The organism is Sphingomonas sp. PEI4 (assembly GCF_056679955.1).
This window is the reverse complement of sequence record NZ_CM155258.1, coordinates 3,993,110-4,015,184: the sequence shown is the minus strand read 5'-3', so window position 1 is coordinate 4,015,184 and position 22,075 is coordinate 3,993,110. Positions and strand designations below refer to the sequence as shown.

Here is a 22,075-nt window from a genome sequence, read left to right as displayed (position 1 = left end):
AAGCGATCACCCTGGGCACCGCATGGCGGCAGTCTGCGTTCGACCAGGATGATCGCCCCAGTGTTCCGCGCCGACCACCGAGACACGCCCTCATGGCTGTTGATCGCGGCCATGCTGATGAGTTATCTCGCGGCCCAATATCATCACCGCTTCACGGTGGATCCGATCCGCGCGGTCCCCGCGATAGCGTCGCTGATGACGCTCGGCGGCGCGCTGGCGATTGGCAAATACACCGCGCGACCGCGCCTGACGGCTGGCGCTACGGCCTTCCTCCAGATGACGCTCTTTACGCTGTTCGGCGTCGTGTTGGCGTATGCGTTGGCGGCGAATTCCGGCCAATTGTGGGATGCGCGGCTGGCCGCCGCCGATCGGGCGATCGGCTTCAACTGGCCGGCCGTGCTGGCGTTGCTCGACAAATGCCCTCCTGCCATCTGGCTACTCGGATTGGCGTATCACAGCCTCACCTTGCAGATGATCGTCGTCATCGTGGCGTTGAGCGGCATGGCGAAATTCGACACGCTGAGGACGATGGTCTGCGCCGCGATCCTGTCCGGTTTCGTTACGATATTGATTTCGGGTCTCACCCCAGCGATGGGCAGTCTGTTCGATCCATCCCGCTACGCGCATCTCTGGCCGTCCATAGCGTGGTTGGAACAGGGGCTGATATCCGGACTTCGAGATGGATCGCTGCGCAAGCTCGACCTCACCATGCTCATGGGAATCGTCAGCTTTCCCAGTTTTCATGCGACGCTCGCTGCTATCTTCATATGGGCGTTCGGGGCGATGCCGCGTGGTGCCCTGCCGGGCCGGGCGTGGGCGATACTGACGATCGTCGCGACGCCGGTCTTCGGCGGCCACTATGGGGTGGACGTCATCATGGGGCTTATCCTCGCGCCGCCTGCCATCATTGCAGCGCGCCGCCTCACCCGGCGCAGGCAGCCGTCCCATCCGATGGGTTCCGCCTTGCCGGCATAGCGTCGGGATCGTCGCCGAGCGCCGCATCGACCATCGCCGCCGCCTCGGGCGCGCCCCCTGCCCCTGCCATATCCGTCGCCAGCATCCGTGCCGCACGGCGATATTGCGGGTCACTCAGCACGCGCCGCAACGCCGGTTCGAGGCCCCCCCTGGCAGCTTCGGCGGCAGAGACGACGCGCGCAGCCCCGATCCGCTTCAACCGTGCCGCCGTTGCCGGTTGTTCGAATGCCAACGGCACGGCAACGATCGGAACGCCGGCCGCCAGCGCGTCCAGCACCGTGTTGAACCCGCCGTGCAGGATCGCGGCGGAACACTGTGGCAGGATGCGGGTCTGAGACCAGAATGCCCGCACCAGCGGATTTCCCGGTAGCGAGTGGGCTTCGCGGTCGCTCAATCCGCCGCCATGCGCCACCACGGCCCGGGCACCCACCGCGGCACACGCAGCCGTCATCGCCGCGAACAGCGATCGGCGCGCACCCTGCAACGATCCCAGCGAACAGAATATAAGCGGTCGGCCGTCATTCTCCGGAAGGTTCTCCTCGGGCTCGGCCAGCCGCCACGGCGCGCCGTATCGAAAGCTCTGCGGCAATTCCATGCGCGGAAAGTCCAGGCCTGCCGGGCATTGCGCGATCTGCAGCCGCTCCGACCATTGATGCCGGGGGTCGGGATCGAGCCCCCAACGACGCGCATAGGTCGACACCATCGTCGTGATGGGCCGCATCAGCAGATCGCTGATCGCGTAGCCGCCGTTGTTCCGATTTCGCCCAACCGCATCCGGACGATACGCCCAGCCCAGAAAGGGCGGCGGCACCGTTGGCTCCCTGAGCAACGGCAATCCCGTCACGGCAGTCACGAACGGCAGACGGAGATGTCGTGCCACCAGCGCCCCCGCCGGCTCGACCGAGTCGGCGAGCACCGCATCGACCTCCAGCCTGGACAGTGCCGCCGGAAGTGCCTTCAGCAGCAATTCCGTCATCGATGCGGTGCTGCGGATCATCCTGGGCAGTCCGACAGGCCCCGACGGCTGCGCCAGCTTGCGATAATGTTCTGCCAACAGGCCTTGCCGGTCCGCGGGGTGGCCTAGCGCCGCAAAACCGACGCCGCAGTCAGGGACGAGCGAGGCGACGTCAGCCATGTGGATTATCGTGACTCGACGTCCCGCTTCGACGAGCGATGTTCCCAATGCTGCCAGCGGATTGATGTGGCCCGCGGTTGGCGGCGCGATGATGGCGATATGTCGCCTTTTGCCCGTCAATGCAGTGGAGCTTTCCGTCGCCATCGTGTTCGACCGGTTATTATCAGGATGCGGGTGACGAGCGATAGCTTGATTCAATGGGGAAATGCCACCGGGCTCGCGACCGCCCCGCGTCCCGTCGCGAGACGTATTTCTCGGGGTACGGCGAAGGTTGGGGACTCTGGGAGACCGCTTCGACCAGCGCCGCTTTCACGACACCTTGCTCAACATGGGCTCGGTGCCCCTGCCGGCGATCGAGACCGAGATGCTGAAGTGGATCGTGGCGGAAAATCGCGCTGATATTGATCCAGCGTCCTGCCGGCCAAACCCGCGCAGCAAGAAGGGAAAGTCGGGTTGCGTGGTGGCCCTACTGTCGCCTAGCGTAACGCAAAGAGTTTCACAGTCAGGAAAATCGGCATGGATCGTCGCGCCTTCATCATGTCCAGCGCCGCTACCGCTGCGTTGAGCACGCTGCCCGCACGGTCCGCGTTGGCGCAGACGCCGGCCGGCAGAGCAGCGGCACCGTCGCCGGGCGACGCTCGGCTGAACGCGGCCTTCGATCAGGTCCTGCGCGAAACCGTACGCCAATCGCCGGAATTCGCCACCTCGCTGGGGCTCGATACCGGCAGGGATGCCGATTTGCGCCACACGCTGGGCGACAACAGCTATGCCGCCATCGCGAAGGATCTGGCCCGCAACCGCAAGGCGCAGGCGCTCGTCACCGCCGTCGATCCCGCCTCGCTGTCGCCGCAGGCGCGCATCGATCGCGAAGTCGTCCTCTACAACATCCAGTCGAACATGGTCGGCCCGGAGCGGTTCGGTCTCTCGTCGCCGCAGGGGCCCTATCCGATCTCGCAGCAGGACGGCGTCTATTTCTCGCTGCCGGACTTCCTTGCCTCGACCCATCCCGTCAAGACCGCGGACGACGCCGAAGCCTATCTGGATCGCCTGGCGATGATGGGCCGCCAACTCGATAACGAAACCGAGGTTCAACGTCGCGAAGCTGCCAAGGGCCGGCTGGCACCCGACTTCTCGCTCGATCTTGCGCTCGGCCAAATGGCAAAGCTGCGGTCCCCCAGTCCCATCGACAGCCAGCTCGTCCAGGCGCTGACCAGCCGCACCGGTGCGGCGAACATCGCAGGGGATTGGCAGGCGCGCGCCGCCCGGATCGTCGCGACGCAAGTCTATCCGGCGCTTGATCGCCAGATCGCGTTGCTGCGCTCGCTGCGGCCCTCAGCGCGCAGTGCCGCCGGCATCTGGGCGATCCCGAACGGCGATGCGATCTACGCCGCGGCGCTGGCGCAGGCGACCACCACCAGCCTGTCGCCCGACGAGGTCCATCGCATGGGCCTGCAGCAGGTCGCAGAGCTCACCGCGCAGCTCGATCCGATCCTGCGCGGACAGGGCCTGACGCAGGGCAGTGTCGGCGCCCGCCTCGACCAGCTCAACCGCCTGCCTGCGCAATTGTTCGCGGATACCGACACCGGCCGTGCCGAGCTGCTCGCCAGCCTCAACGCCGGCGCCAAGGCGATGCAGGCACGGCTGCCCCAGGCATTCAGCAACCCGCCCAACGCGGCGCTCGAGATCCGCCGCGTTGCGCCCGAGATCCAGGACGGTGCACCCAACGGCTATTATTTCCGCGCGCCGCTGGATGGCTCGCGCGCCGCGATCTACTGGATCAACCTCAAGAGCGTGCACGACTGGCCCAAATACACGCTGCCGAGCCTCACCTATCACGAAGGCGTGCCGGGGCATCATCTTCAGATTTCGACCGCGCAACGTGCACCCACGCATCCGCTGCGCAAGATCGCCTTCTTCAACGCCTATCTGGAAGGCTGGGCACTCTATGCGGAACAACTCGCCGACGAACTGGGGGGCTATGCCTCGCCCGTGGAACGCGCCGGTTATCTGCAATCGTTCCTGTTCCGCGCCGCACGGCTGGTCGTGGATACCGGCATCCACACCAAGCGATGGACGCATGATCAGGCGACGAAATACCTGGTCGATACGGTCGGCTTCGCCCCCGGGCGCTCGCAGCGCGAGGTCGAGCGCTATTGCGTCTCGCCCGGTCAGGCTTGCAGCTACAAGATCGGCCATGCCGCCTGGCTGCGCGCACGCGAGAAGGCCAAGCTGATCGCCGGCGATCGCTTCGACCTGAAGCATTTCCACGATGTACTGGAAGCCGGTGCGATGCCGCTGTCGATGCTCGAGCGGATCGTCGAGGAGCGGGCGCGCGCTGTCTGATGGCTCGCTATCGGGCCAGCGCAGCCGCGGTCAGCCCAATCGCGGAGGTTCACGCGCCCTCCACCGCGTCCCGACTTTGAACGCCGGTTTCATCTCGCAGCTCGACCGGCTTTGACTCACAGCGGCCTCCTCGCGCGGCAGCACCGCAGGCTACATCAAGTGTTCTGACTGCCGTTTGATTTGAACGCGACGTGCGCGAGTGCGTTGGTGTGGCTTGAGAAGGGGGGCGTCCCCTCGGAACGCAAGGATGCGAGATGGCAAAGCCCTTTACGATTGCAGTACCCGACGAGCGGCTCGCCGTCATCAACGCCAAAGTCGCATCGTTCGACTGGGGCGCGCTGCCGGACGCGGGAAGCTGGCAGTCGGGTGTCGGCCTCGCGGACCTCAAGCGGCTCGTGGACTATTGGCGCACCCGGTTCGACTGGCGCGCACAGGAACGTCGGCTGAATGCTCTACCCCACTTCACCACGGAGGTGCTGGGCCAGAAGCTTCATTTCATTCATGCGCGGGGCGATGGTTCGCGCCCACCGCTGCTCCTGCTGCACGGCTGGCCGGGCTCCTTCATGGAATTCGAAGCGCTGATCGCTCCATTGGTGGCCGACGGCCATGACGTCGTCGTGCCCTCGCTTCCGGGCTACGCCTTCTCAGGGCGCCCCGCCGCGCCGATCGGACCGCGCCGAACTGCCGAGATAATGCACGGCCTGATGACCGAGCTTTTCGATGATGCTCGCTATCTGGTGCAAGGCGGTGACTGGGGCGCCGCGATCGGGGGCTGGATGGCGCACGATCATCCTGAAGCCGTTGCCGCGCTGCACCTCAACATGGTTCTCATCCAGGCTGCAGACGTATTGCCGAAGACGCCCGACGAACTCACTTGGGCAGCACGACGTGCGACGCTGGCCAAGGAGGAGACCGGTTACTCGCAGGAGCAAGGCACACGTCCGCAGACGCTCGGCGTCGCCATGGCGGACAGCCCCGTCGGCGTCGCCGCGTGGGTCCTGGAGAAGTTCGGCGCATGGGCGGACGTGCCGCGCGACGAACAGGGTCGGCCCGATCTTTGGCAGGCCTTCGACGAGGATACGCTCCTCACCAACATCATGCTGTACCTCGTCGAGGGGTCCTTCATCACATCGACCTGGATGTATCGCGGCCGCGTATTGGAAGGATCGGGCGAATTTCCGGCAGGGAGCCGCATCAAGGTGCCGACCGGCGTCGCAGCCTTCCCCGATCCCGTCTTCCCGCCGCCCCCTCGCTCGCAGGCTCGCAAAACCTACAACATCGCCCACTGGAGCGAGATGGAGGCGGGCGGCCATTTCGCGGCACTCGAGCAGCCCGGGCTTCTGCTGGCGGATATGCGGCGCTTCTTCGCAGACCAAGCCAAGGAGGGCAGACGGCGTCGGGTAGTCGGCGCGGCTGGCCTCGTCGGCGTCGCCGCCATAGGCCTCTGGGCGCTGGCGGGCGGGAGCCGACGCTCAGACGATACCGAAGCCCGGCGCCGCGCGACCTACCCGCCACTTGATGTCCCGAAAGCCGTTGCCGAGGGTGTTTGGATCGTCGACAGTGGACCGATAGACGCGATGGGCCTCGCGTTACCCGTGCGGATGACGATCCTCCGGCTCGAAAACGGCGATCTGCTGCTACACTCGCCCACCCCTTTTTCGACCGAAGTGGCCAAGGCTGTCGAGGCGCTTGGTCGTGTGCGGCATCTCGTCGCGCCCAACATCGCCCACTGGACGTTCCTTGCCGACTGGCAACGCGCCTACCCTGATGCGACCACCTGGGCCGCGCCGGGGCTACGGGACCGGGCGCAGGTCCGCGCATCGTCGGTCCGGTTCGATGCCGAGCTGGGTGAGACGGCCCCGGCCGAATGGGCGGACACGCTCGATCAAGGCATCGTGCGAGGAGGTGCTGGCTTCAACGAGGTCTGGTTCTTCCACCGGCAGACCAAGACGCTCGTGCTCGTCGACCTCATCGAAAACCTCGAGCCTGACAAGTTGCCACCGATCTCGCGGCTATTGATGCAGGCTTCCGCTGCGACGAACGGCACGACCGCGCGTTACTTGCGCCTACCAGTACGGCTAGGCGGCGCGGACGCTAAAAAGGCCGTGCAAGCGATCGTAGCGCTCGAGCCTGAGCGGGTGATCTTCGCTCACGGCCGCCCGTTCGACAGCAATGGTGCGGCACGATTGCAGCGTGCTTTCAATTGGCTGACTTAGGCAGACTTTGCGTAGAGCCCACTCCGACCCAGTCGCGGTCACTCAATTTGACTGCGATGGTCTGGGTCAACCGTCCTGCCAACATGTGCGATCAAGCGGAACCAGCCTTCGAAGGTAAGCGCTTTAGCCCTCGGAAAGCCGGCACTCCCGGCCATTTTGAGGTTTCAGCATGACGGAAGCAACTTGGGGCGACGATGCGAAGACGCCGGACATCGACTGGCGAATGAGCGCTGCGTTGGAGACCGTGCCGCGTGGGGACAAGGACCTTGCGGAGGTAACGAGCTTGGAAGGAGCGGTCCGGGCTTGGATGACGCTCGATCCCGAGCATCGCGACGCGGCCGTGCTTACGCCGGAGCGTCCCTTGCACATCGATGGTGCGGCCCACGCAACCCTGTCCGGTGACGGTATCGCCGCTTTAGCCGAGCGGCTGCCCGGCGCGAACGACGAGGGCTGAGGCATGGCGTCTGCGAGCGTTCGCTTCGAACTGGGCGAGTATGAATGGCTGGCCGAGCGGAATGGCGTCCTGTTCCTCGGCCACACCGACCTCGGCATGGTCGAGTTCCTGATCACGAGCGAGGCGTTGGCGGAGTTCATCGACCCGGACCTTGGCGGCATCGACAGCGACACCGCGATCGAGGCGTATATGGAGTTCGAGTCCGACATCCACCGTATCGCACGGCGCGAGTTCGTCAGCCGGTTGGGCGGAGAGCCCCCTGTCCTGCTCACGGCAGCCGACGTTTCGGCATGAGCTTTCGAGATACCGCGGAGTGCAGCCGTTCCACTGCAAATCTTATCGCCAGCTATTGAGGACCGATCGAATGAAAACCCGCAAACTTGGCCGACAAGGTCTCGAAGTCTCGGCGCTCGGTCTTGGCTGCATGGGCATGTCCGACTTCTATGGCAGCCGCGACGAGGCGGAGTCTGTTGCGACGATCAATCGCGCGCTCGATCTCGGCGTGACGTTCCTCGACACCGCCGACATGTACGGCGTCGGTGCCAACGAGGAACTGGTCGGCCGCGTCGTGCGCGAGCGGCGTGACTGGATCGTCGTCGCGACCAAGTTCGGCAACGTCCGCGGGGCAGATGGCAGCTTCAAGGGCGTCAACGGTCGCCCCGACTATGTCCGGTCAGCCTGCGACGCGAGCTTGAAGCGGACCGGGCTCGATTTTATCGATCTCTACTACCAGCACCGCGTCGACCCCGACGTACCGATCGAGGAAACCGTGGGCGCGATGGCCGATCTCGTGCGCGCGGGTAAGGTCAAGTATCTGGGACTGTCCGAAGCTGCCCCCGCGACCATCCGCCGCGCGCATGCCGTGCATCCTATCACCGCGCTGCAGACCGAATATTCGCTGTGGAGCCGCGATGTCGAGGATCAGATCCTGCCGACGGTGCGCGAGTTGGGGATCGGCTTCGTGCCGTACAGCCCGCTTGGCCGCGGCTTCCTGACCGGGCAGATCAAGACACCCGAGGATCTCGATGCAGGCGACACGCGCCGCAACCACCCCCGTTTTCAAGGCGAGGCATTCCAGAAGAACCTCGATCTCGTCGCCGCGATCGGCGCGATGGCAGCAGACAAGGGCTGCACGCCGGCCCAGCTGGCGCTTGCCTGGGTGCTACGCCAAGGCGAGGATATCGTGCCGATCCCCGGCACCAAGCGGCGCAAATATCTCGAGGACAATCTGGGTGCGCTCGATGTGGAACTGAGCGATGCCGATCTGGCCCGCATTGATGACATCCTGCCGCCCGGCGCGGCGCAGGGGACACGCTATCCGGACGCCTCGATGGCTAGCATCGACACGTGAGCGTGCCGTCTTTCGCGGCGATTGCGCAAGGTAAGCTTGCCGTCGTCACCGGCGCCGCGGGCGGCATTGGACTGGCCGCTGCCCGCGCCTTTGCCGAGGCAGGAATGCGGGTCGTTCTCGTCGACCGCCCCGGCGAGGCGCTTGAGCAAGCCGCCGCCTCGATAGACGGCGCGGTTGCGCTATCCGCCGATGTCGCGGGTCGTGCCGCAATGGTTGCGCTGGCAAAGGAGGTGGTCGACCGCCACGGTCCTGTCTCGGTGCTGATGAACAACGCCGGCATCGGCAGGGGCGGTGACGTGTTCGCCGACCCCGCGACGTGGGACGAGGTACTCGGCGTCAACCTGATGGGCGTGATCCACGGCGTCCAGGCCTTCGTCCCGACGATGGTCGAAGGCGAGGCCCCTGCCCTCATCATCAACACCGGCTCCAAACAGGGCATCACCCAGCCGCCCGGCAACACCGCCTACAACGTCAGCAAGGCCGGGGTGAAATCGCTGACCGAGGGCCTCGCCCACAGCTTGCGCGAACGGACCGGCAGTCGGGTCAGCGCCCACCTGCTTGTGCCCGGCTTCACCTGGACCGGGATGACCGCCGGTCGACCCGCGGAGAAACCGTCCGGTGCATGGACACCTGAACAGGTCGTGGCCCTGATGATGGACCGAGTGGCAGCAGGCGACTTCTACATCTTGTGCCCGGACAACGAGACTACGGCCGAGCAGGATGCCAAGCGTATAGCGTGGGCGGCGGGAGACCTGATCGAAAACCGCCCGGCCCTGTCACGCTGGCATGCCGATTGGCGCGACGCCTTTGCGCGGTTCATGCAAAACTGATCGCCCGCCGGGAGACCTGTACGGCACACCACTCCTGCCGTGCCGGTACCCGCCGAATGAGGTTCAAACTCGATCCGCGGTCGATCATACGCCTGCCCGGGACACTCCGATTGCTGCTGATCAGAGAAACGAATTGCCGATCCGGTTGCGCAATGGAAAGATGGGGTCATGCAGATACTCAAAGCGGCCGGCCTCGTCCTCCTCGCGTCAGCGCCCGTCAGTGCCCAGATTGTCGCCCAACCATCGGCCGGGACCTATCAACGCGCGGTAGCGGCGGGTTACAAGGCGGCGCTTTACTGCTCCGGCATCTTCAATGCGGGACGCACGGTTGAGCAGATCGATGCCGATGAGCTGGCCGGCATCTACCCCGAATATCAGAAGATCGTGCCGACGCTGACGGCGAAGGTCGATCGCACCCTCCAGTCCGTTTCCGTAGCCTTCGGTCCCAAGCTACCGCCGCGACGCGCGATGTGGACGAGCGGACGTGGTTGCGTGACGCTGCCGATCGGCAGCACGGCACCGGCCAGCCGCAAGTCGACAGCGACACCGTCGATCGCCCCAGCGGATCCTCGTCGCTGGCCGCAGGGTGACTCCGGCATCGCACCGCGCCCGTCGGCCACGCTGACCAGCGCCGTCGGCAAGGCATTCGGGACCACGTATGGCGTCGACACCAAGACCGTCGGCGTGATCGTCCTGAAAGACGGCCAAGTTCTTGCCGAGCAATATGGCCGCGGTTTCGGGCCGTTCGTGTCCAATCGAACCTGGTCGGTCGGCAAGTCGATCGCCGGCACGCTTATCGGCCTCGCCAATGCAGGCGCGTTGAAGGCCCCCGCTGCCGTATCGCAATGGAATATCGGCGACCCCCGTCAGGCCATCACGCTCGACAATCTTCTGCGCATGGCATCCGGCCTGCACAGCGACACCGCCGGTAATCGCACCGATGCCATTTATTTCGGCGGCACCACCGTGGACGAACAGGCGGTGTCATGGCCCTTGGAAGCCCTGCCCGGCACACGCTTTCGCTACGCCAACACCGATATCCTGCTTGCGGTCTATGCCACCCGAAACGCGATCGGCGAGGCCCGGTACCGCGCATTGCCGGGCAGCCTGTTCGGCCCGCTCGGCATGTCGCACACCGTCGCCGAGACGGACTGGCACGGCAATTACATCCTCTCCAGTCAGGTATGGTCGACCGCCCGCGACTTGGCGAGGCTGGGGTTGTTCTGGTCGCAGGACGGCGTCTGGCAGGGCAAGCGCCTGTTACCGACAGGCTGGATGCGCACCATGACGACGCCAAGCGGACCGCAGCCGACGAGCGGACCGGGCTATGGCGCGACGATGTGGCTGCTCGGCCCCAAACAGGGTTTGCCAGAGGGCAGCTTCGCCGCGCAAGGCAACCGAGGCCAGTATGTGATGGTGATCCCGTCCCGGCGTCTGGTGGTGGTCAGGCGCGGCGAGGATCCCGGCGCCGCCCGGTTCGACATCGCGCGCTTCGCTGCGGAAATTGCCGCCGCGTTGCCATAGGCTTCTTACTTTATACGACATACGCGGCGAACCGAAGGACAATTGTAAGCGGTGGAAGCTAGCGCTTTGGGCAGGGCAACGCGGCCGAGGCCGCGATGACGATCAGGAAGGCGTAGCGCCCGACCATCCCGCGTCCTCAGCGATCTGTCGCAGGACGCCGTCATGGTCGACACCTTCGGTCGCCTTGGCCATCCACGCCCGAGGAAGCGTAACGAATCTTGCAGCGTTCCGGTGGATCAGGTCCTCTCCGTCATCGCGAAGGTCTTCGATAGACCATGGTATAGCTTCTCGCGGCACATCCACTGGCTCGCGGCATCCGCGATGAACGCGGTTGCGAACATCGGGAGCATCAGACCCCGGCTCGCAGTCGTCTCCGACAGGATGATGACCGCGGTGAGCGGTGCACGGACCACACCGGCGAAATAGGCGACCATGCCGAGAATGACGACCGCGCTGGCGGACTCGCCAGGGAATATCTCCCGCAGCAGATTGCCGACGCCAGCGCCCACGGCGAGCGACGGCGCGAAGATTCCACCCGGCAGGCCGGCGATCGCCGTCGCGGCGGTGGCGATCATCTTGGCCGGCCCGAACCAGAGCGGGGCATCCACGCCGACGATCATCGCGCGCGCCGGGGCATAGCCGGTTCCCCACGTCAGCCCGGTCACGACGCCGAGCATCGCGACGACACCCCCGCAGATACCGGCAAACATCACGGGATGCGCGCGCGTCCACCTTGTCAGTCGATTACGGCTGATCGCCATCGCCAGCAGGATCCGCGAGAAGAGCCCGCCGGTCATACCACCGGCGATCCCGGCGACCGGTGCGACGAGCAACGCGGACAGCAGCGGCATATGCGCGCCGATCGCGCCGAAGTAGATATAATCACCCTGCACCGACTGGGCGACCATCCCGGCAATGACGATCGCGGCAAGGACCAGCAGCGTCACCCGCTGCTCATAGGCCGAAGCCAGTTCCTCGATCGCGAACAGCAAACCGGCGAGCGGCGTGTTGAACGCGGCCGCCACGCCCGCCGCACCGCCGGCGATGAGGACACCGCCGCGCAACGGCACCCTGACGACGCGGTGCGTGAACCCCATGACGGCGGCGGCCAGTTGAACGGTTGGCCCTTCCCGACCGACCGATGCGCCACCCAGCACCGCGCCGATCGTCAGCACCGCCTTGGCCGCGACCGTCCGGATCGAGATCAGCGTGCCGGTGGCGTCGTTCGGATGGGCCTGCGCCGCGATCACCTGAGGAATACCGGATCCCCGCGCGAGCGGTGCATAGCGACGGGTCATCCAGACCAGCCCCATGAACGTCAGCGGAGTCGTGATCAGCGGCATCCAGGGCCAGGTCGTGGCAAAATGGCTGAAAACCTCGGCCCCCCAATCGGCCGCTTTGGCAAACAGCGTCGCGACGATCCCGATCAGAATCGCACCCGTGAGGATCGCACCGCGCGTCCGAAACTGCGTCGATCGCGGGCCACGCGCGCGCAGCAACGCCCTATACCGCGACGGCCTCCAGCGTTTGGACGGTAAAAGGCGATTGAACAGACCAGCCATCACGCTATTTTAGGTCCCGGAGCCAATTAGGCCACCCCCGGCGCCACGCGCGTTCAACGCTTGGACCCAAGGGCGGACATTGCCCTGTTGGCACGGGCGCACACAGGACGGCACACGATCCTGAAAGATTCATTCAGGTTGGAGTTTCGTATTGGTTCAGCCTTACTGGCGACCGCTAAGTTAGCAGTGGTTGGACTTCAGGCGCTTGTCACCCCATCATCCGCCCGCGCAGGTTGAACAGGATCACCAGTGTTCCCGACACCATCAGCGCGATGATCAGCGTAGAGAATAATATCAGTTGCAGGTCGTGGCGCGACGAGCGCTTCAGGCTGATGTGGAGGAAGCAGCGGAACTGCACCGCCATCTGCACGAGGCCCAGCGCCAGCACGGTGCCGAAGATCGCGCGCGCGCCGAGGGACGGCCAGCGGACCATCGCAAAGGCCGCCGCCGTCAGCGCGAGCGACAGGACATAACCGATCGCATAGGTTCTGAGTTCGCGGGTCCGGTCGCTCATCCGATGTTCCCTTGCAGATAGACGACCGAGAAGATCGCAATCCAGACGATGTCGAGCAGGTGCCAGAACAGGCCCAGCCGCAACAGGTTGATCCTCACGCGGGCATCGAGGCCATAGGCGCAGATCTGTGCGACCATCACGACCAGCCAGAAGCACGCGACCGCGACATGGAGTCCGTGCAGCCCGACCAGCGCGAAGAACGACGACAGGAAGCCGCTGCGCATCGGATAGGCACCATGCGCGAACATCGTCGCGAAGTCGTCAGCCTCAAGCGCGAGGAAGACAAGGCCGAGGCCCAGCGTTGCGGCGAGCCAGCCGAACAGCACGCAGCGTGGTTCGTCGTACTTCATCGCCAGCGTCGCTCGGCCGAAGGTGGCGCTGCTCGTCAGCAGCAACAGCGTTTCGACGAACGCCGGCATCAGCTTGAACTCGGAGGCAGGCGTCGGGCCGCCGACGGTGCTCGCGATCATCGTGCCATAGGTGGCGAACAGCAGCGCGAAGATGACCGCGTCACTCATCAGGAATATCCAGAAACCGAAGATCGCGTTCTCCGCCTGGTCCTGCGTCAGTTCGCCGGTGTCGCCGAGGTTAAGGCCGGCGTGTGCCAGTTCGGGCTCGCTCACGCCACGATCTCCGCAAGGCCGCGGTTGACGGCGGCGGTTTCGAGCTGGCGTGGAATCGCGGGCGTCGAGCGGACGCGGGCAAGCCAGGCCTCATGCTCGCGCGCGACCTCGGCCGCGGGGATGGTGCGATGCTGGTCGCGACCGAAGCTCCGCAACACGACCGCTGCGACGATCACCTGAAGCGCGACGATCGTCAGCCCCCAGATCTGCCAGATCAGGCCGAACGCGGCGACCGCGGCGGCAAGCCCGATCACGACGCTGGTTGCGCTGCCCCTCGGCATCGTAATATTTTCGTATTTCTGCGGCGAGGCGTAGGGATCGGGTTGCCCCTCGTCATGCTTGTGATCGTAGAACGGATTTCGCCCGTCGATCAGCGGCAGGACCGCGAAGTTGTATTCGGGCGGCGGGGCGCTGACCGACCATTCGAGCCCGCGGCCATCCCATGGGTCGCCTGCCTCCACCCGCGTCGAGGCGCGGTCGCGGATGCTGACCCATAGCTGGATACCGAGCGATACGAGGGCGGCCAGCAGGATGAACGCGCCGACACAGGCGACGTACAGCCAGGGGCGGAACGAAGGCTCGAAGATCGCCTGCGTCCGCCGCGCCATCCCGCTCGCGCCGAGCACGTACAGCGGGAAGAAGGCGAGGTAGAAGCCTACCACCCAGCAGGTGAAGGCGATCCGCCCCCAACACTCGTCGAGGCGGAAGCCGAACGCCTTGGGGAACCAGTAATGATAGCCCGCCAGCATCCCGTAGAGGAGGCCAGGGATCAGCATGTTGTGGAAATGCGCGACCAGGAACAGCGTGTTGTGGACGAGGTAATCAAGCGGCGGCATTGCCAGGATGATGCCGGTGAGGCCGCCCAGCACGAACGTCATCATGAAGGCGATCGAATACAGCATCGGCACGGTGAAGCGCACCTCGCCGCGAAACATCGTCCAGATCCAGTCGTAGATCTTCACGCCGGTCGGCACGCCGATCGTCATCGTCGCGATGCCGAACACCGCGTTGACGTTCGCCGACTGCCCCATCGTGAAGAAATGATGGACCCACACGGTGAAGCTCAGCACCGCGATCGCCATCGTCGCGATCACCAGCGAAGTGTAGCCGTACAGATCCTTGGTCGAGAAGGTCGACACGACCTCCGAATACACGCCGAATGCGGGCAGGATCAGGATGTAGACCTCGGGATGACCGAACAGCCAGAACATGTTGGCATAGTTCATCATGTTGCCGCCGAGGTCGTTGGTAAAGAAATGGAACCCCATATAGCGATCGAGCGCGAGCAGCAGCGTGGCGACGGTCAGCGGCGGCATTGCGAAGATCATCAGGATCGACGTGCACAGGCTGGTCCACGAAAACATCTGCATCCGCATGAAGCGCATCCCCGGTGCGCGCAGCTTGTAGACGGTACAGGCGATGTTGATCCCCGCCATCGTCGATCCGATCGAGCCGAGCGTCACCGCCCAGATCCAGTAATCGACGCCGACGCCGGGGCTGAACGCGCGCTCCGTATAGGGCGGGTAGCCGCTCCATCCGCCGGTCGAGAATTCGCCGACGACGAGGCTCGCCATCATCAGGCCCGCGGCGCCGATCGTCAGCCACAACGCGATCGCATTGGCCCATGGGAACGCCATGTCGCGCGCGCCGATCTGGAGCGGCAGGACGTAGTTGATCATCCCCGTCAGGAACGGCATCGCCATGAAGAAGATCATGATCGAGCCATGCGTCGAGAAGAGCTGGCCGAAATGATCGGGCGACAGGAAGCCGGGATTTTCGATCGCCACCGCCTGCTGCATCCGCATCAGCACCGCCTCGACCAGCGCACGCGACAGCATCACGAACGCGACGACGATATACATGATGCCGATCTTCTTGTGATCGAGGCTGGTGAGCCACTCGGTCCACAGATACCGCCACTTGCCGTAGCGCGTCAGCAGCGCCGCGACGACGACCGCGCCGACGACCACCAGCGCGCCCGCGAACGCGCCGATGAATTCGCTGATCGTCGGGTTCTCCCACGCGCGCACGAACGGCAGGTCCTGCCACCCGAACCGGCCGAACACCGCGGGCCAGAGGGGAACGGAAACGGTCATCGAAGGGCTTTCGGCGGAGAATGGGGCGCGGGAGAATGGGTCATGCCGCCGGTCGCGGCCAGCACGTGGTCGAACAGGTTCGGCATCACATGCGCGAACTCGACGGGCTGCGTGATGATCGACCGGGCGGACAGCCGTTGCCACGTCTGCGCATCGAGGGTGCGCTTGCCGCGACGTGCAGCGGCAGCCCAGCGATCATAGTCCGCTGGCGACACGGCAACGACGTCGAACTTCTGATGCTGGAAGCCGGCGCCGTTATACTGCGTGTTCTCGCCGCGGAACCGGCCTGATCGATGCGCCTGGATGTTCAATTCGGTCGTCATGCCGCCCATCGCATAGATCTGGCCGGCGAGTTGCGGGATCAGCATCGACTGCATCACGGTGCCGCTGGTCAGCCGGATATGCACCGGACGCCCGGCGGGAATGGTCAGCCGATCGACCGCCGCAACGCCGAGGTCGGGATAGACGAACACCCATTTCCAATCGAGCGCGATCGCCTGTACTTCGACCGGCGCCGCGCCCGGCAACCGCCGATACGGATCGTCTATCTGCGTCCAGTGCCACAACAGCACGGCCAGCCCGACGACGATCCCAGCGGGCGGGATCCAGATCAGCGCCTCGACCCACCACGAGAAATTCCACTTCGGGCGGTATGCGTCGCCCCGGTTGGACAACCGGTAATGCCACGCGAACAGCGGCGTCAGCAGCAACACCGGCCCCACGACGAACAGCAGCACAATGGAGACGGTGACGAACAGGTCGCGCTCATGTCCCGCAACTGGCCCCTGCGGATTCAGGAACCCGTGCGACAGCGCCGTGCAGCCTCCAAGACTCATCAGGATCGAGAGCGGCACCAGACGCGATACTCTCCGCTTGAACCGAACGATCACCTAGCCCCCTTGTCGCACCGCCCGCCATCCTTAGCGGCGGATGCGCTGACGTCCTTAACTCGCAGACCATCCACGCCGTGAATAGCGGTAGATGGCTTCCCCTAGCTACATGAAAAGACTCCGCGACTTGCTCGCTCTCGTTGGTCACGTACGCCGCAAGGCATAGGCCAGCATGTAGTCCCCATACCGCGTCCCGAGCGCACCGTGCCCGCCCGCGATGATCACGACATATTGCCGCCCGCCCGCACCCCGGTACGCTATCGGCGTGGGCCTGCGCCCCGGCCGGAAGCCGTGTTTTTCACTCCAATAAATTAGAACATCGTGACGGCATCAGCGCATAGGATACGGAAAATATCCGCGCTGCGGACATGTGGGGCGCGCGCTTATTTCCGTGCAAGCGTTACGCCGGGTCGGGCACCTTACTGTCTTCAGAGATTATAGTTACGCATCCCTAACCCGGGTCCGCATCTTTTTCGCCACCCTCTCCTTTGGTTTTCTTTTTCGAGGTGGACGACGTACCCCGGGCGTTATTCCCCCCGCCGCGGCCCGTTCCAGTACTACCGCCGGCACCGTCTCCACCTTTGGTGGTCACCGCACCTGGATTACCTCCTGCACCTTTGATCGCCATTCAAACCTCCTATAGTTGATGATATTTATCGACCTCTCGATCGATCGGATCACTCATGCCGAGCGCCTGAGAGATCCGACGACATTTGCCTCTTCGGCAAATTCCTTAATTGCCTCTTCCAGTGGCCGTAACGAACCGCCACGCTCGGTCGTTAATGCCGCCATAGGCGGACGACGGGCGCGCCAATTCAGCGATGAACCGGGCACCGGTTCGATCAAACCTTCATCTAAACCACAAGCGCCTGCGATCTGCTTTGCAAAGTCCGCCCAGCTTACTGCGCCAGCGTTGGCCAGGTGCCAAATGCCCTCGGCCCCATCGATAAGTAGATCCAGCGAAGCCTGAACGAGATCGGGAACGAACGTAGGTGAAACTATGTGGTCGCTCGCAGCAGCGAACGGTTGGCGCTTGTGTAGGGCGCGTGTCACATCCCAAGCAAAGTTATGACTATCCCAGTTCGAAAAGAACGCAGCAGTTCGGACGATGAGGACACCTGGTATGGCTTGGCACGCCTGCTCCATCTCCGCTTTGCTGCGCCCATAAACGCTAAGCGGGTTCGGCTCGTCGCTCTCGCGGTACGCACGGCCCAGCGCGCCGTCGAAGACCAGATCGCTCGAGAAGCCAAGATTGCCGATGCGTCGGGCCGCACAGGCCTGGGCGAGCGTTATTGCCCCCTGAGCATTGGCACGGTGGCACGCGTCTTCCTGCCCCTCGGCGTCATCCACGCGCACCCAGCCAGCAGCGTTCACGACCGCCCATGGCCGGACCGTATCAAGCGTCTCGGTGACGCTTTTGACGCGTTCGAGATCAAGCTCCCTTCGGCTCGTCACCACACAAGCGATGCCGCGCATCGCACAGACGCGCGCAAAGGCTTGGCCAAGCGTGCCGGTGGCTCCACAGATCAGCAACGGTTGAACGCCAGCCTGCAAATCGGTTCGGAGAATCTTGGCGGGCCTCGTGATCGGACGATGAAGTATTCGGTCCGATCGCTTCCACCATCCGCTTGCTGCTGCGACCGGATGGCGTGCAGCACCTAGCGGCAACCCCTTCCACAAGCCGGCTAGTGCCGTTGGGCGCGGCGCACCGCTGGCTACGTCAAATACGCCTGCCTCATAGGCACCTGGCTTGGTCAGCAAGGTGTTCCAACCGTGACTGCCGAGTAGTGACCAGGCGGTAACCGCCTCGATCTCGACGCCTTGAGATCGAAGAGCGGTCGCGGTATCCCAGGCATCGGCTGCCCATCGCAATTGCTCCTCCCGGGTACAGCCGTTATGCACTTCGGTCAGAGCGAGCGGGACGCGGTACCGCTGCCAAGCTTCGAGTAGGGCGCCGCCAAGCCCCGCCGGCGCAGGCTCCAGAACGCGTATCGCTTCCGTATCGGCATAGGAAAGTTCGCCGTTGCCGCCATGCGTAGTTCTTGGATATCGCTGGATGCGGTGATCGAGGAAGCGGTCGCTGGTCAGATAGTGATTCACGCCGACGACGTCTGGCGGGCACGGATCGTCAGCGATCTGCTTGAGGCGTTCACCCAGCCCTGTCCGCGCAATTCGCGACCAGAGCGGATGGTGTCGCGTTACTTTACCAAAAAGCAGGTCCCACCCGGCCCAGCGACGAAGGTTGTCGTGCATCGCCTGCTCTGCGAGCTTGAGCGTGGAATAGGTCCGTCCGAGATCGTCGGTTTGAATGAGGCGCGCGCTGGGAATAACCCTGCGGATCGCCTTCATTGCAAGCCGCACGCCGTCGACCTGATTGATCAGGGCTCGCCAGAAAGAGGCTTCATCTCGATGGTGCGGATACCAGTGACCGTAGAGGGCCGAAAACCGCGCCGTGGTCAGCGGTTCATTGACGGGTGTCCAATCCCTGATCCAGTCATACCGCTGAGCCACTTTGGCGGCATAACGTGCAAGCCCCGGCGCGAAATCGTCATCGAGCAGACTGGTATACGCCGGGCCGCTGCCGTGATGCGTCAATCCTACTACCGGACGTATATTGCGATCACGCAGTCCTTGGAGACGTACGTCAGCCCAGCGCCAGTCGGGTTCCCCACCGCGCTCCGGCACAGTCCTTTCCCATAGCACCGGATACCGAATTGCCGTGAGTCCCAGACCTGCAAACAGGTCAAGATCGGTTTCCCGATCGTGATGGCCGCTTAGTATTATCTGATCGGAGTAGCCGGTACGTGTACGGTTCACCGTACACTCGATGCCACCCCATAATTCCAGCGGCTTCATAGGACGTTCCAGTTGGGAGAACTGATAACGGCCAGAGTGTATCCCCGTTCCTGACAATCATATTAATCTGCATTATATTTGATCTAGGTTTAGAAACTAACAGCCGGTCTATTTAGTTATCTCGTCGATTGCTGCTAGCTCAGGAGATAATGTGAAAGCGACGCTCGTGCCTGTTGGCAGCCCGACACCTCCCGAATTTTCTGCGTATAATGGCACGCTGAATATACTTTGCTTCAGCCATCTGCGTTGGGACTTCGTTTATCAACGCCCTCAGCATTTGATGGCGGGCTTTGCTCAGGACCATCACGTATTATTCTGGGAAGAACCGATTTACCGTGACGGCGTAGGTCAATCAACCCTTGAGAGCCGTAGCTGTCCGCGCACCGGCGTAACGATACTCACGCCCCAGATCGACACGCAGGACCGGGATAAGGAGACGGCGATCCTCGCAACATTGCTTGATGGGGTCATCACCGACCTACGCGGGACGTTGGTACGATGGTATTATACGCCGATGATGCTTCCGTTCTCGGACCATCTTGTTGCAGACTGCACGGTTTATGATTGCATGGATGAATTATCTGCGTTCCGCCATGCGCCTCCCGAGCTGCTCAATCTGGAAGAGAAGCTGCTCGCAGCTGCGGATGTTGTGTTTACCGGCGGGAGCAGCCTTTACGAGGCCAAGCGCGACCGGCATTCCAACGTTCACGCCTTCCCCTCCAGCATCGACGCGGCACATTTTGCCGGAGCTCGTGGCATACTTCCAAAACCGGATGATCAGGCAGATGATCAGGCGGGGATTTCGTCCCCCCGGCTTGGTTTCTGTGGCGTCATAGACGAGCGGATGGATCTGGGCCTCGTGGCCGCGACGGCGGATGCGCATCCAGACTGGTCCCTGGTCATGATCGGTCCCGTCGTGAAGATTGACGAGGCGGACTTGCCTCGGCGGGCTAATATTCATTACCTCGGCAGCAAGCCCTACGCTGAGTTGCCCAGCTATATGGCGGGTTGGGATGTTGCGTTGATGCCATTCGCGATCAATGAGGCAACGCGGTTCATCAGCCCCACTAAAACGCCCGAATATCTCGCTGCGGGCTGCACCGTCGTGTCTACGCCGGTGGTCGACGTGGTGCGGCATTACGGCGACCTTGCCGCCGTCGAAATTGCGTCGACGCCCGAGGCGTTTGTCGCTGCATGCGAGGCCGCGCTTCAGCGACGTCGTAATTCGGATACTGCCTGGCGCGACGAAGCAGACGCAATTCTTGCGCAAACCTCCTGGACAAAGACGGTACAAGACATGTCAGCCTTGATCGCATCGGAAGTGGTGACCCACAGCAAGGTTCAGCCTGTCGTGTCACCGACGGCCTGGCCCCCTAAAGCCGATCGTTACGACGTCTTGGTAGTCGGCGCTGGGTTCGCTGGCGCCGTCATGGCTGAACGCCTCGCCCGAGATGGCGGCAAGCGTGTGCTCGTAGTCGACCGGCGCCCGCATATCGCCGGCAACGCCTTCGATCGCCTGGATGAGGCGGGCATATTGATGCACCAATATGGGCCGCATATCTTCCACACGAACTCTCGCGATGTCTTCGACTATCTGTCGCGCTTCACAGAATGGCGTGCGTATGAGCACCGCGTGCTCGCCGACGTCGATGGCAAACTCGTGCCGATGCCGATCAACCGAACGACGTTGAACGCGCTCTACGATCTCGATCTGAAGACCGACGAGGACGTGGAAGCGTTTCTCGCCGATCGTGCCGAACCTATCGATCCGATCCGTACGTCGGCCGACGTGGTCGTGTCCAAAGTCGGACGCGAGCTCTACGAGACGTTCTTCCAGGGCTACACCCGCAAACAATGGGGCATGGATCCGTCCGAACTCGACAAGTCCGTCACAGCACGGGTGCCGACGCGGACAAACGTGGATGATCGCTATTTTACGGACACATTCCAGGCGATGCCACTCAATGGCTATACCCAGATGTTCGAGCGCATGCTGGACCACCCCAATATCGATGTGCTGCTAGGCGTAGAATATAGTCAGGTTCGTGAGGCATATCCTCACGATCATCTCGTCTTTACGGGGCCAATCGATGAATATTTCGGCTATCGTTACGGCAAACTGCCCTATCGATCGCTCCGGTTTCAGCATGAGACGCTAAGCCAAGAGTCACTGCAGCCAGTAGGTGTTGTCAATTACCCGAACGAGTCCGTTCCATACACACGGATAACGGAGTACAAACACCTTACCGGGCAGACTTCGGACAAGACGAGCATCACCTACGAATATCCGAGTGATGATGGTGATCCTTACTATCCGATTCCCCGTGATGAAAATCAGGTCCTTTACAAGCGCTACGAGGCACTTGCCATAAACGAGGCCGGCGTTAGCTTCGTCGGGCGATTGGCGACCTACCGTTATTACAATATGGATCAGGTAGTAGGCCAAGCGCTTGCGACCTATCGACGTCTGACCAGCGCTTGGGATAAATCAAATGCGTCGATCGTAGAGAGGTCCGCGAACGCCAGCAGAAACGCGGCATAAACACACATGGAAGACATTTTAACAGACCAGACCATGCTTGTGATAGATGTCGATATTTGAGGCTGAATACGTATCGTCCGTTTTTGGAAGCTTGAATTAATGTCTTATACAAGCGACGCATCAGGTATTATTGCCAGTCACGCCGCGCGGCAACCGTGCCATGT

Annotated in this window: 16 protein-coding genes; 9 read left to right on the top strand and 7 right to left on the bottom strand. The window is 63.3% G+C overall.

The features are described from left to right. Positions 1-48 precede the first annotated feature (48 nt). Positions 49-975: a phosphatase PAP2 family protein gene (locus tag AC1MLZ_RS18555; RefSeq protein WP_480959786.1), complete on the top strand. Its 927-nt coding sequence runs from the start codon at positions 49-51 to the stop codon at positions 973-975. Here the strand turns inward: AC1MLZ_RS18555 and AC1MLZ_RS18550 are convergent. Then, on the bottom strand, positions 923-2,110 hold the full coding sequence (locus AC1MLZ_RS18550) for a glycosyltransferase (RefSeq protein WP_480959785.1): 1,188 nt from the start codon (positions 2,108-2,110) through the stop codon (positions 923-925). The two genes, AC1MLZ_RS18555 and AC1MLZ_RS18550, sit on opposite strands and share 53 nt — an antisense overlap. 516 nt (positions 2,111-2,626) lie before the next feature. Between AC1MLZ_RS18550 and AC1MLZ_RS18545 the strand changes: the two genes are divergently transcribed. From AC1MLZ_RS18545 to AC1MLZ_RS18515, 7 genes are all read left to right on the top strand, one after another. Next, positions 2,627-4,453 carry a DUF885 domain-containing protein gene (locus tag AC1MLZ_RS18545; protein ID WP_480959784.1) on the top strand — a complete coding sequence of 609 codons (1,827 nt, stop codon included), beginning with the start codon at positions 2,627-2,629 and terminating at the stop codon, positions 4,451-4,453. Between the two features lie 254 nt (positions 4,454-4,707). Further along, positions 4,708-6,669, top strand: coding sequence for an alpha/beta fold hydrolase (locus tag AC1MLZ_RS18540; protein ID WP_480959783.1), 1,962 nt, complete (start codon positions 4,708-4,710; stop codon positions 6,667-6,669). A gap of 169 nt (positions 6,670-6,838) precedes the next feature. Then, on the top strand, positions 6,839-7,123 hold the full coding sequence (locus tag AC1MLZ_RS18535) for a hypothetical protein (protein ID WP_480959782.1): 285 nt from the start codon (positions 6,839-6,841) through the stop codon (positions 7,121-7,123). A 3-nt stretch (positions 7,124-7,126) separates the two neighbouring features. Beyond that, positions 7,127-7,417: a DUF1488 family protein gene (locus AC1MLZ_RS18530; RefSeq protein WP_480959781.1), complete on the top strand. Its 291-nt coding sequence runs from the start codon at positions 7,127-7,129 to the stop codon at positions 7,415-7,417. A gap of 70 nt (positions 7,418-7,487) precedes the next feature. After that, a complete protein-coding gene (locus AC1MLZ_RS18525) occupies positions 7,488-8,474 on the top strand; it encodes an aldo/keto reductase (protein WP_480959780.1) in 987 nt (328 codons plus the stop codon). A 2-nt stretch (positions 8,475-8,476) separates the two neighbouring features. After that, complete coding sequence (locus AC1MLZ_RS18520) at positions 8,477-9,304, top strand: SDR family NAD(P)-dependent oxidoreductase (RefSeq protein WP_480959779.1); 828 nt, start codon at positions 8,477-8,479, stop codon at positions 9,302-9,304. Positions 9,305-9,472: 168 nt separating this feature from the next. Beyond that, entirely contained in the window at positions 9,473-10,828 is a 1,356-nt protein-coding gene (locus AC1MLZ_RS18515) for a serine hydrolase domain-containing protein (protein WP_480959778.1), read from the top strand. 236 nt (positions 10,829-11,064) lie between these two features. Here the strand turns inward: AC1MLZ_RS18515 and AC1MLZ_RS18510 are convergent, their stop codons facing one another. The 6 genes from AC1MLZ_RS18510 to AC1MLZ_RS18485 form a co-directional block, all read right to left on the bottom strand. Then, complete coding sequence (locus AC1MLZ_RS18510; protein ID WP_480959777.1) at positions 11,065-12,390, bottom strand: chloride channel protein; 1,326 nt, start codon at positions 12,388-12,390, stop codon at positions 11,065-11,067. A 208-nt stretch (positions 12,391-12,598) separates the two neighbouring features. Next, positions 12,599-12,904: a cytochrome o ubiquinol oxidase subunit IV gene (locus AC1MLZ_RS18505; RefSeq protein ID WP_480959776.1), complete on the bottom strand. Its 306-nt coding sequence runs from the start codon at positions 12,902-12,904 to the stop codon at positions 12,599-12,601. Further along, positions 12,901-13,527: a cytochrome c oxidase subunit 3 gene (locus AC1MLZ_RS18500; protein WP_480959775.1), complete on the bottom strand. Its 627-nt coding sequence runs from the start codon at positions 13,525-13,527 to the stop codon at positions 12,901-12,903. Before AC1MLZ_RS18500 ends, AC1MLZ_RS18505 begins: the two co-directional genes overlap by 4 nt. After that, the gene (locus AC1MLZ_RS18495) at positions 13,524-15,623 is read right to left on the bottom strand and encodes a cbb3-type cytochrome c oxidase subunit I (RefSeq protein WP_480959774.1); all 2,100 of its coding nucleotides are present in this window, start codon (positions 15,621-15,623) and stop codon (positions 13,524-13,526) included. The genes AC1MLZ_RS18500 and AC1MLZ_RS18495 overlap by 4 nt, the downstream gene beginning before the upstream one ends. Further along, positions 15,620-16,513: a cytochrome ubiquinol oxidase subunit II family protein gene (locus AC1MLZ_RS18490; RefSeq protein ID WP_480959773.1), complete on the bottom strand. Its 894-nt coding sequence runs from the start codon at positions 16,511-16,513 to the stop codon at positions 15,620-15,622. The genes AC1MLZ_RS18495 and AC1MLZ_RS18490 overlap by 4 nt, the downstream gene beginning before the upstream one ends. 681 nt (positions 16,514-17,194) lie before the next feature. After that, a complete protein-coding gene (locus tag AC1MLZ_RS18485) occupies positions 17,195-19,369 on the bottom strand; it encodes a family 1 glycosylhydrolase (RefSeq protein ID WP_480959772.1) in 2,175 nt (724 codons plus the stop codon). Positions 19,370-19,520: 151 nt separating this feature from the next. Between AC1MLZ_RS18485 and glf the strand changes: the two genes are divergently transcribed. Then, positions 19,521-21,911, top strand: coding sequence for a UDP-galactopyranose mutase (gene glf / locus AC1MLZ_RS18480; protein WP_480959771.1), 2,391 nt, complete (start codon positions 19,521-19,523; stop codon positions 21,909-21,911). Positions 21,912-22,075 lie beyond the last annotated feature (164 nt).

Coding starts and splice junctions, on each gene's coding strand:
- AC1MLZ_RS18485 (WP_480959772.1), bottom strand. CDS start 19,369: ATGAAGCCGCTGGAATTATGGGGTGGCATCGAGTGTACGGTGAACCGT.
- AC1MLZ_RS18545 (WP_480959784.1), top strand. CDS start 2,627: ATGGATCGTCGCGCCTTCATCATGTCCAGCGCCGCTACCGCTGCGTTG.
- AC1MLZ_RS18505 (WP_480959776.1), bottom strand. CDS start 12,904: ATGAGCGACCGGACCCGCGAACTCAGAACCTATGCGATCGGTTATGTC.
- AC1MLZ_RS18530 (WP_480959781.1), top strand. CDS start 7,127: ATGGCGTCTGCGAGCGTTCGCTTCGAACTGGGCGAGTATGAATGGCTG.
- AC1MLZ_RS18515 (WP_480959778.1), top strand. CDS start 9,473: ATGCAGATACTCAAAGCGGCCGGCCTCGTCCTCCTCGCGTCAGCGCCC.
- AC1MLZ_RS18495 (WP_480959774.1), bottom strand. CDS start 15,623: ATGACCGTTTCCGTTCCCCTCTGGCCCGCGGTGTTCGGCCGGTTCGGG.
- AC1MLZ_RS18535 (WP_480959782.1), top strand. CDS start 6,839: ATGACGGAAGCAACTTGGGGCGACGATGCGAAGACGCCGGACATCGAC.
- AC1MLZ_RS18525 (WP_480959780.1), top strand. CDS start 7,488: ATGAAAACCCGCAAACTTGGCCGACAAGGTCTCGAAGTCTCGGCGCTC.
- AC1MLZ_RS18510 (WP_480959777.1), bottom strand. CDS start 12,390: ATGGCTGGTCTGTTCAATCGCCTTTTACCGTCCAAACGCTGGAGGCCG.
- AC1MLZ_RS18550 (WP_480959785.1), bottom strand. CDS start 2,110: ATGGCTGACGTCGCCTCGCTCGTCCCTGACTGCGGCGTCGGTTTTGCG.
- AC1MLZ_RS18540 (WP_480959783.1), top strand. CDS start 4,708: ATGGCAAAGCCCTTTACGATTGCAGTACCCGACGAGCGGCTCGCCGTC.
- AC1MLZ_RS18555 (WP_480959786.1), top strand. CDS start 49: ATGATCGCCCCAGTGTTCCGCGCCGACCACCGAGACACGCCCTCATGG.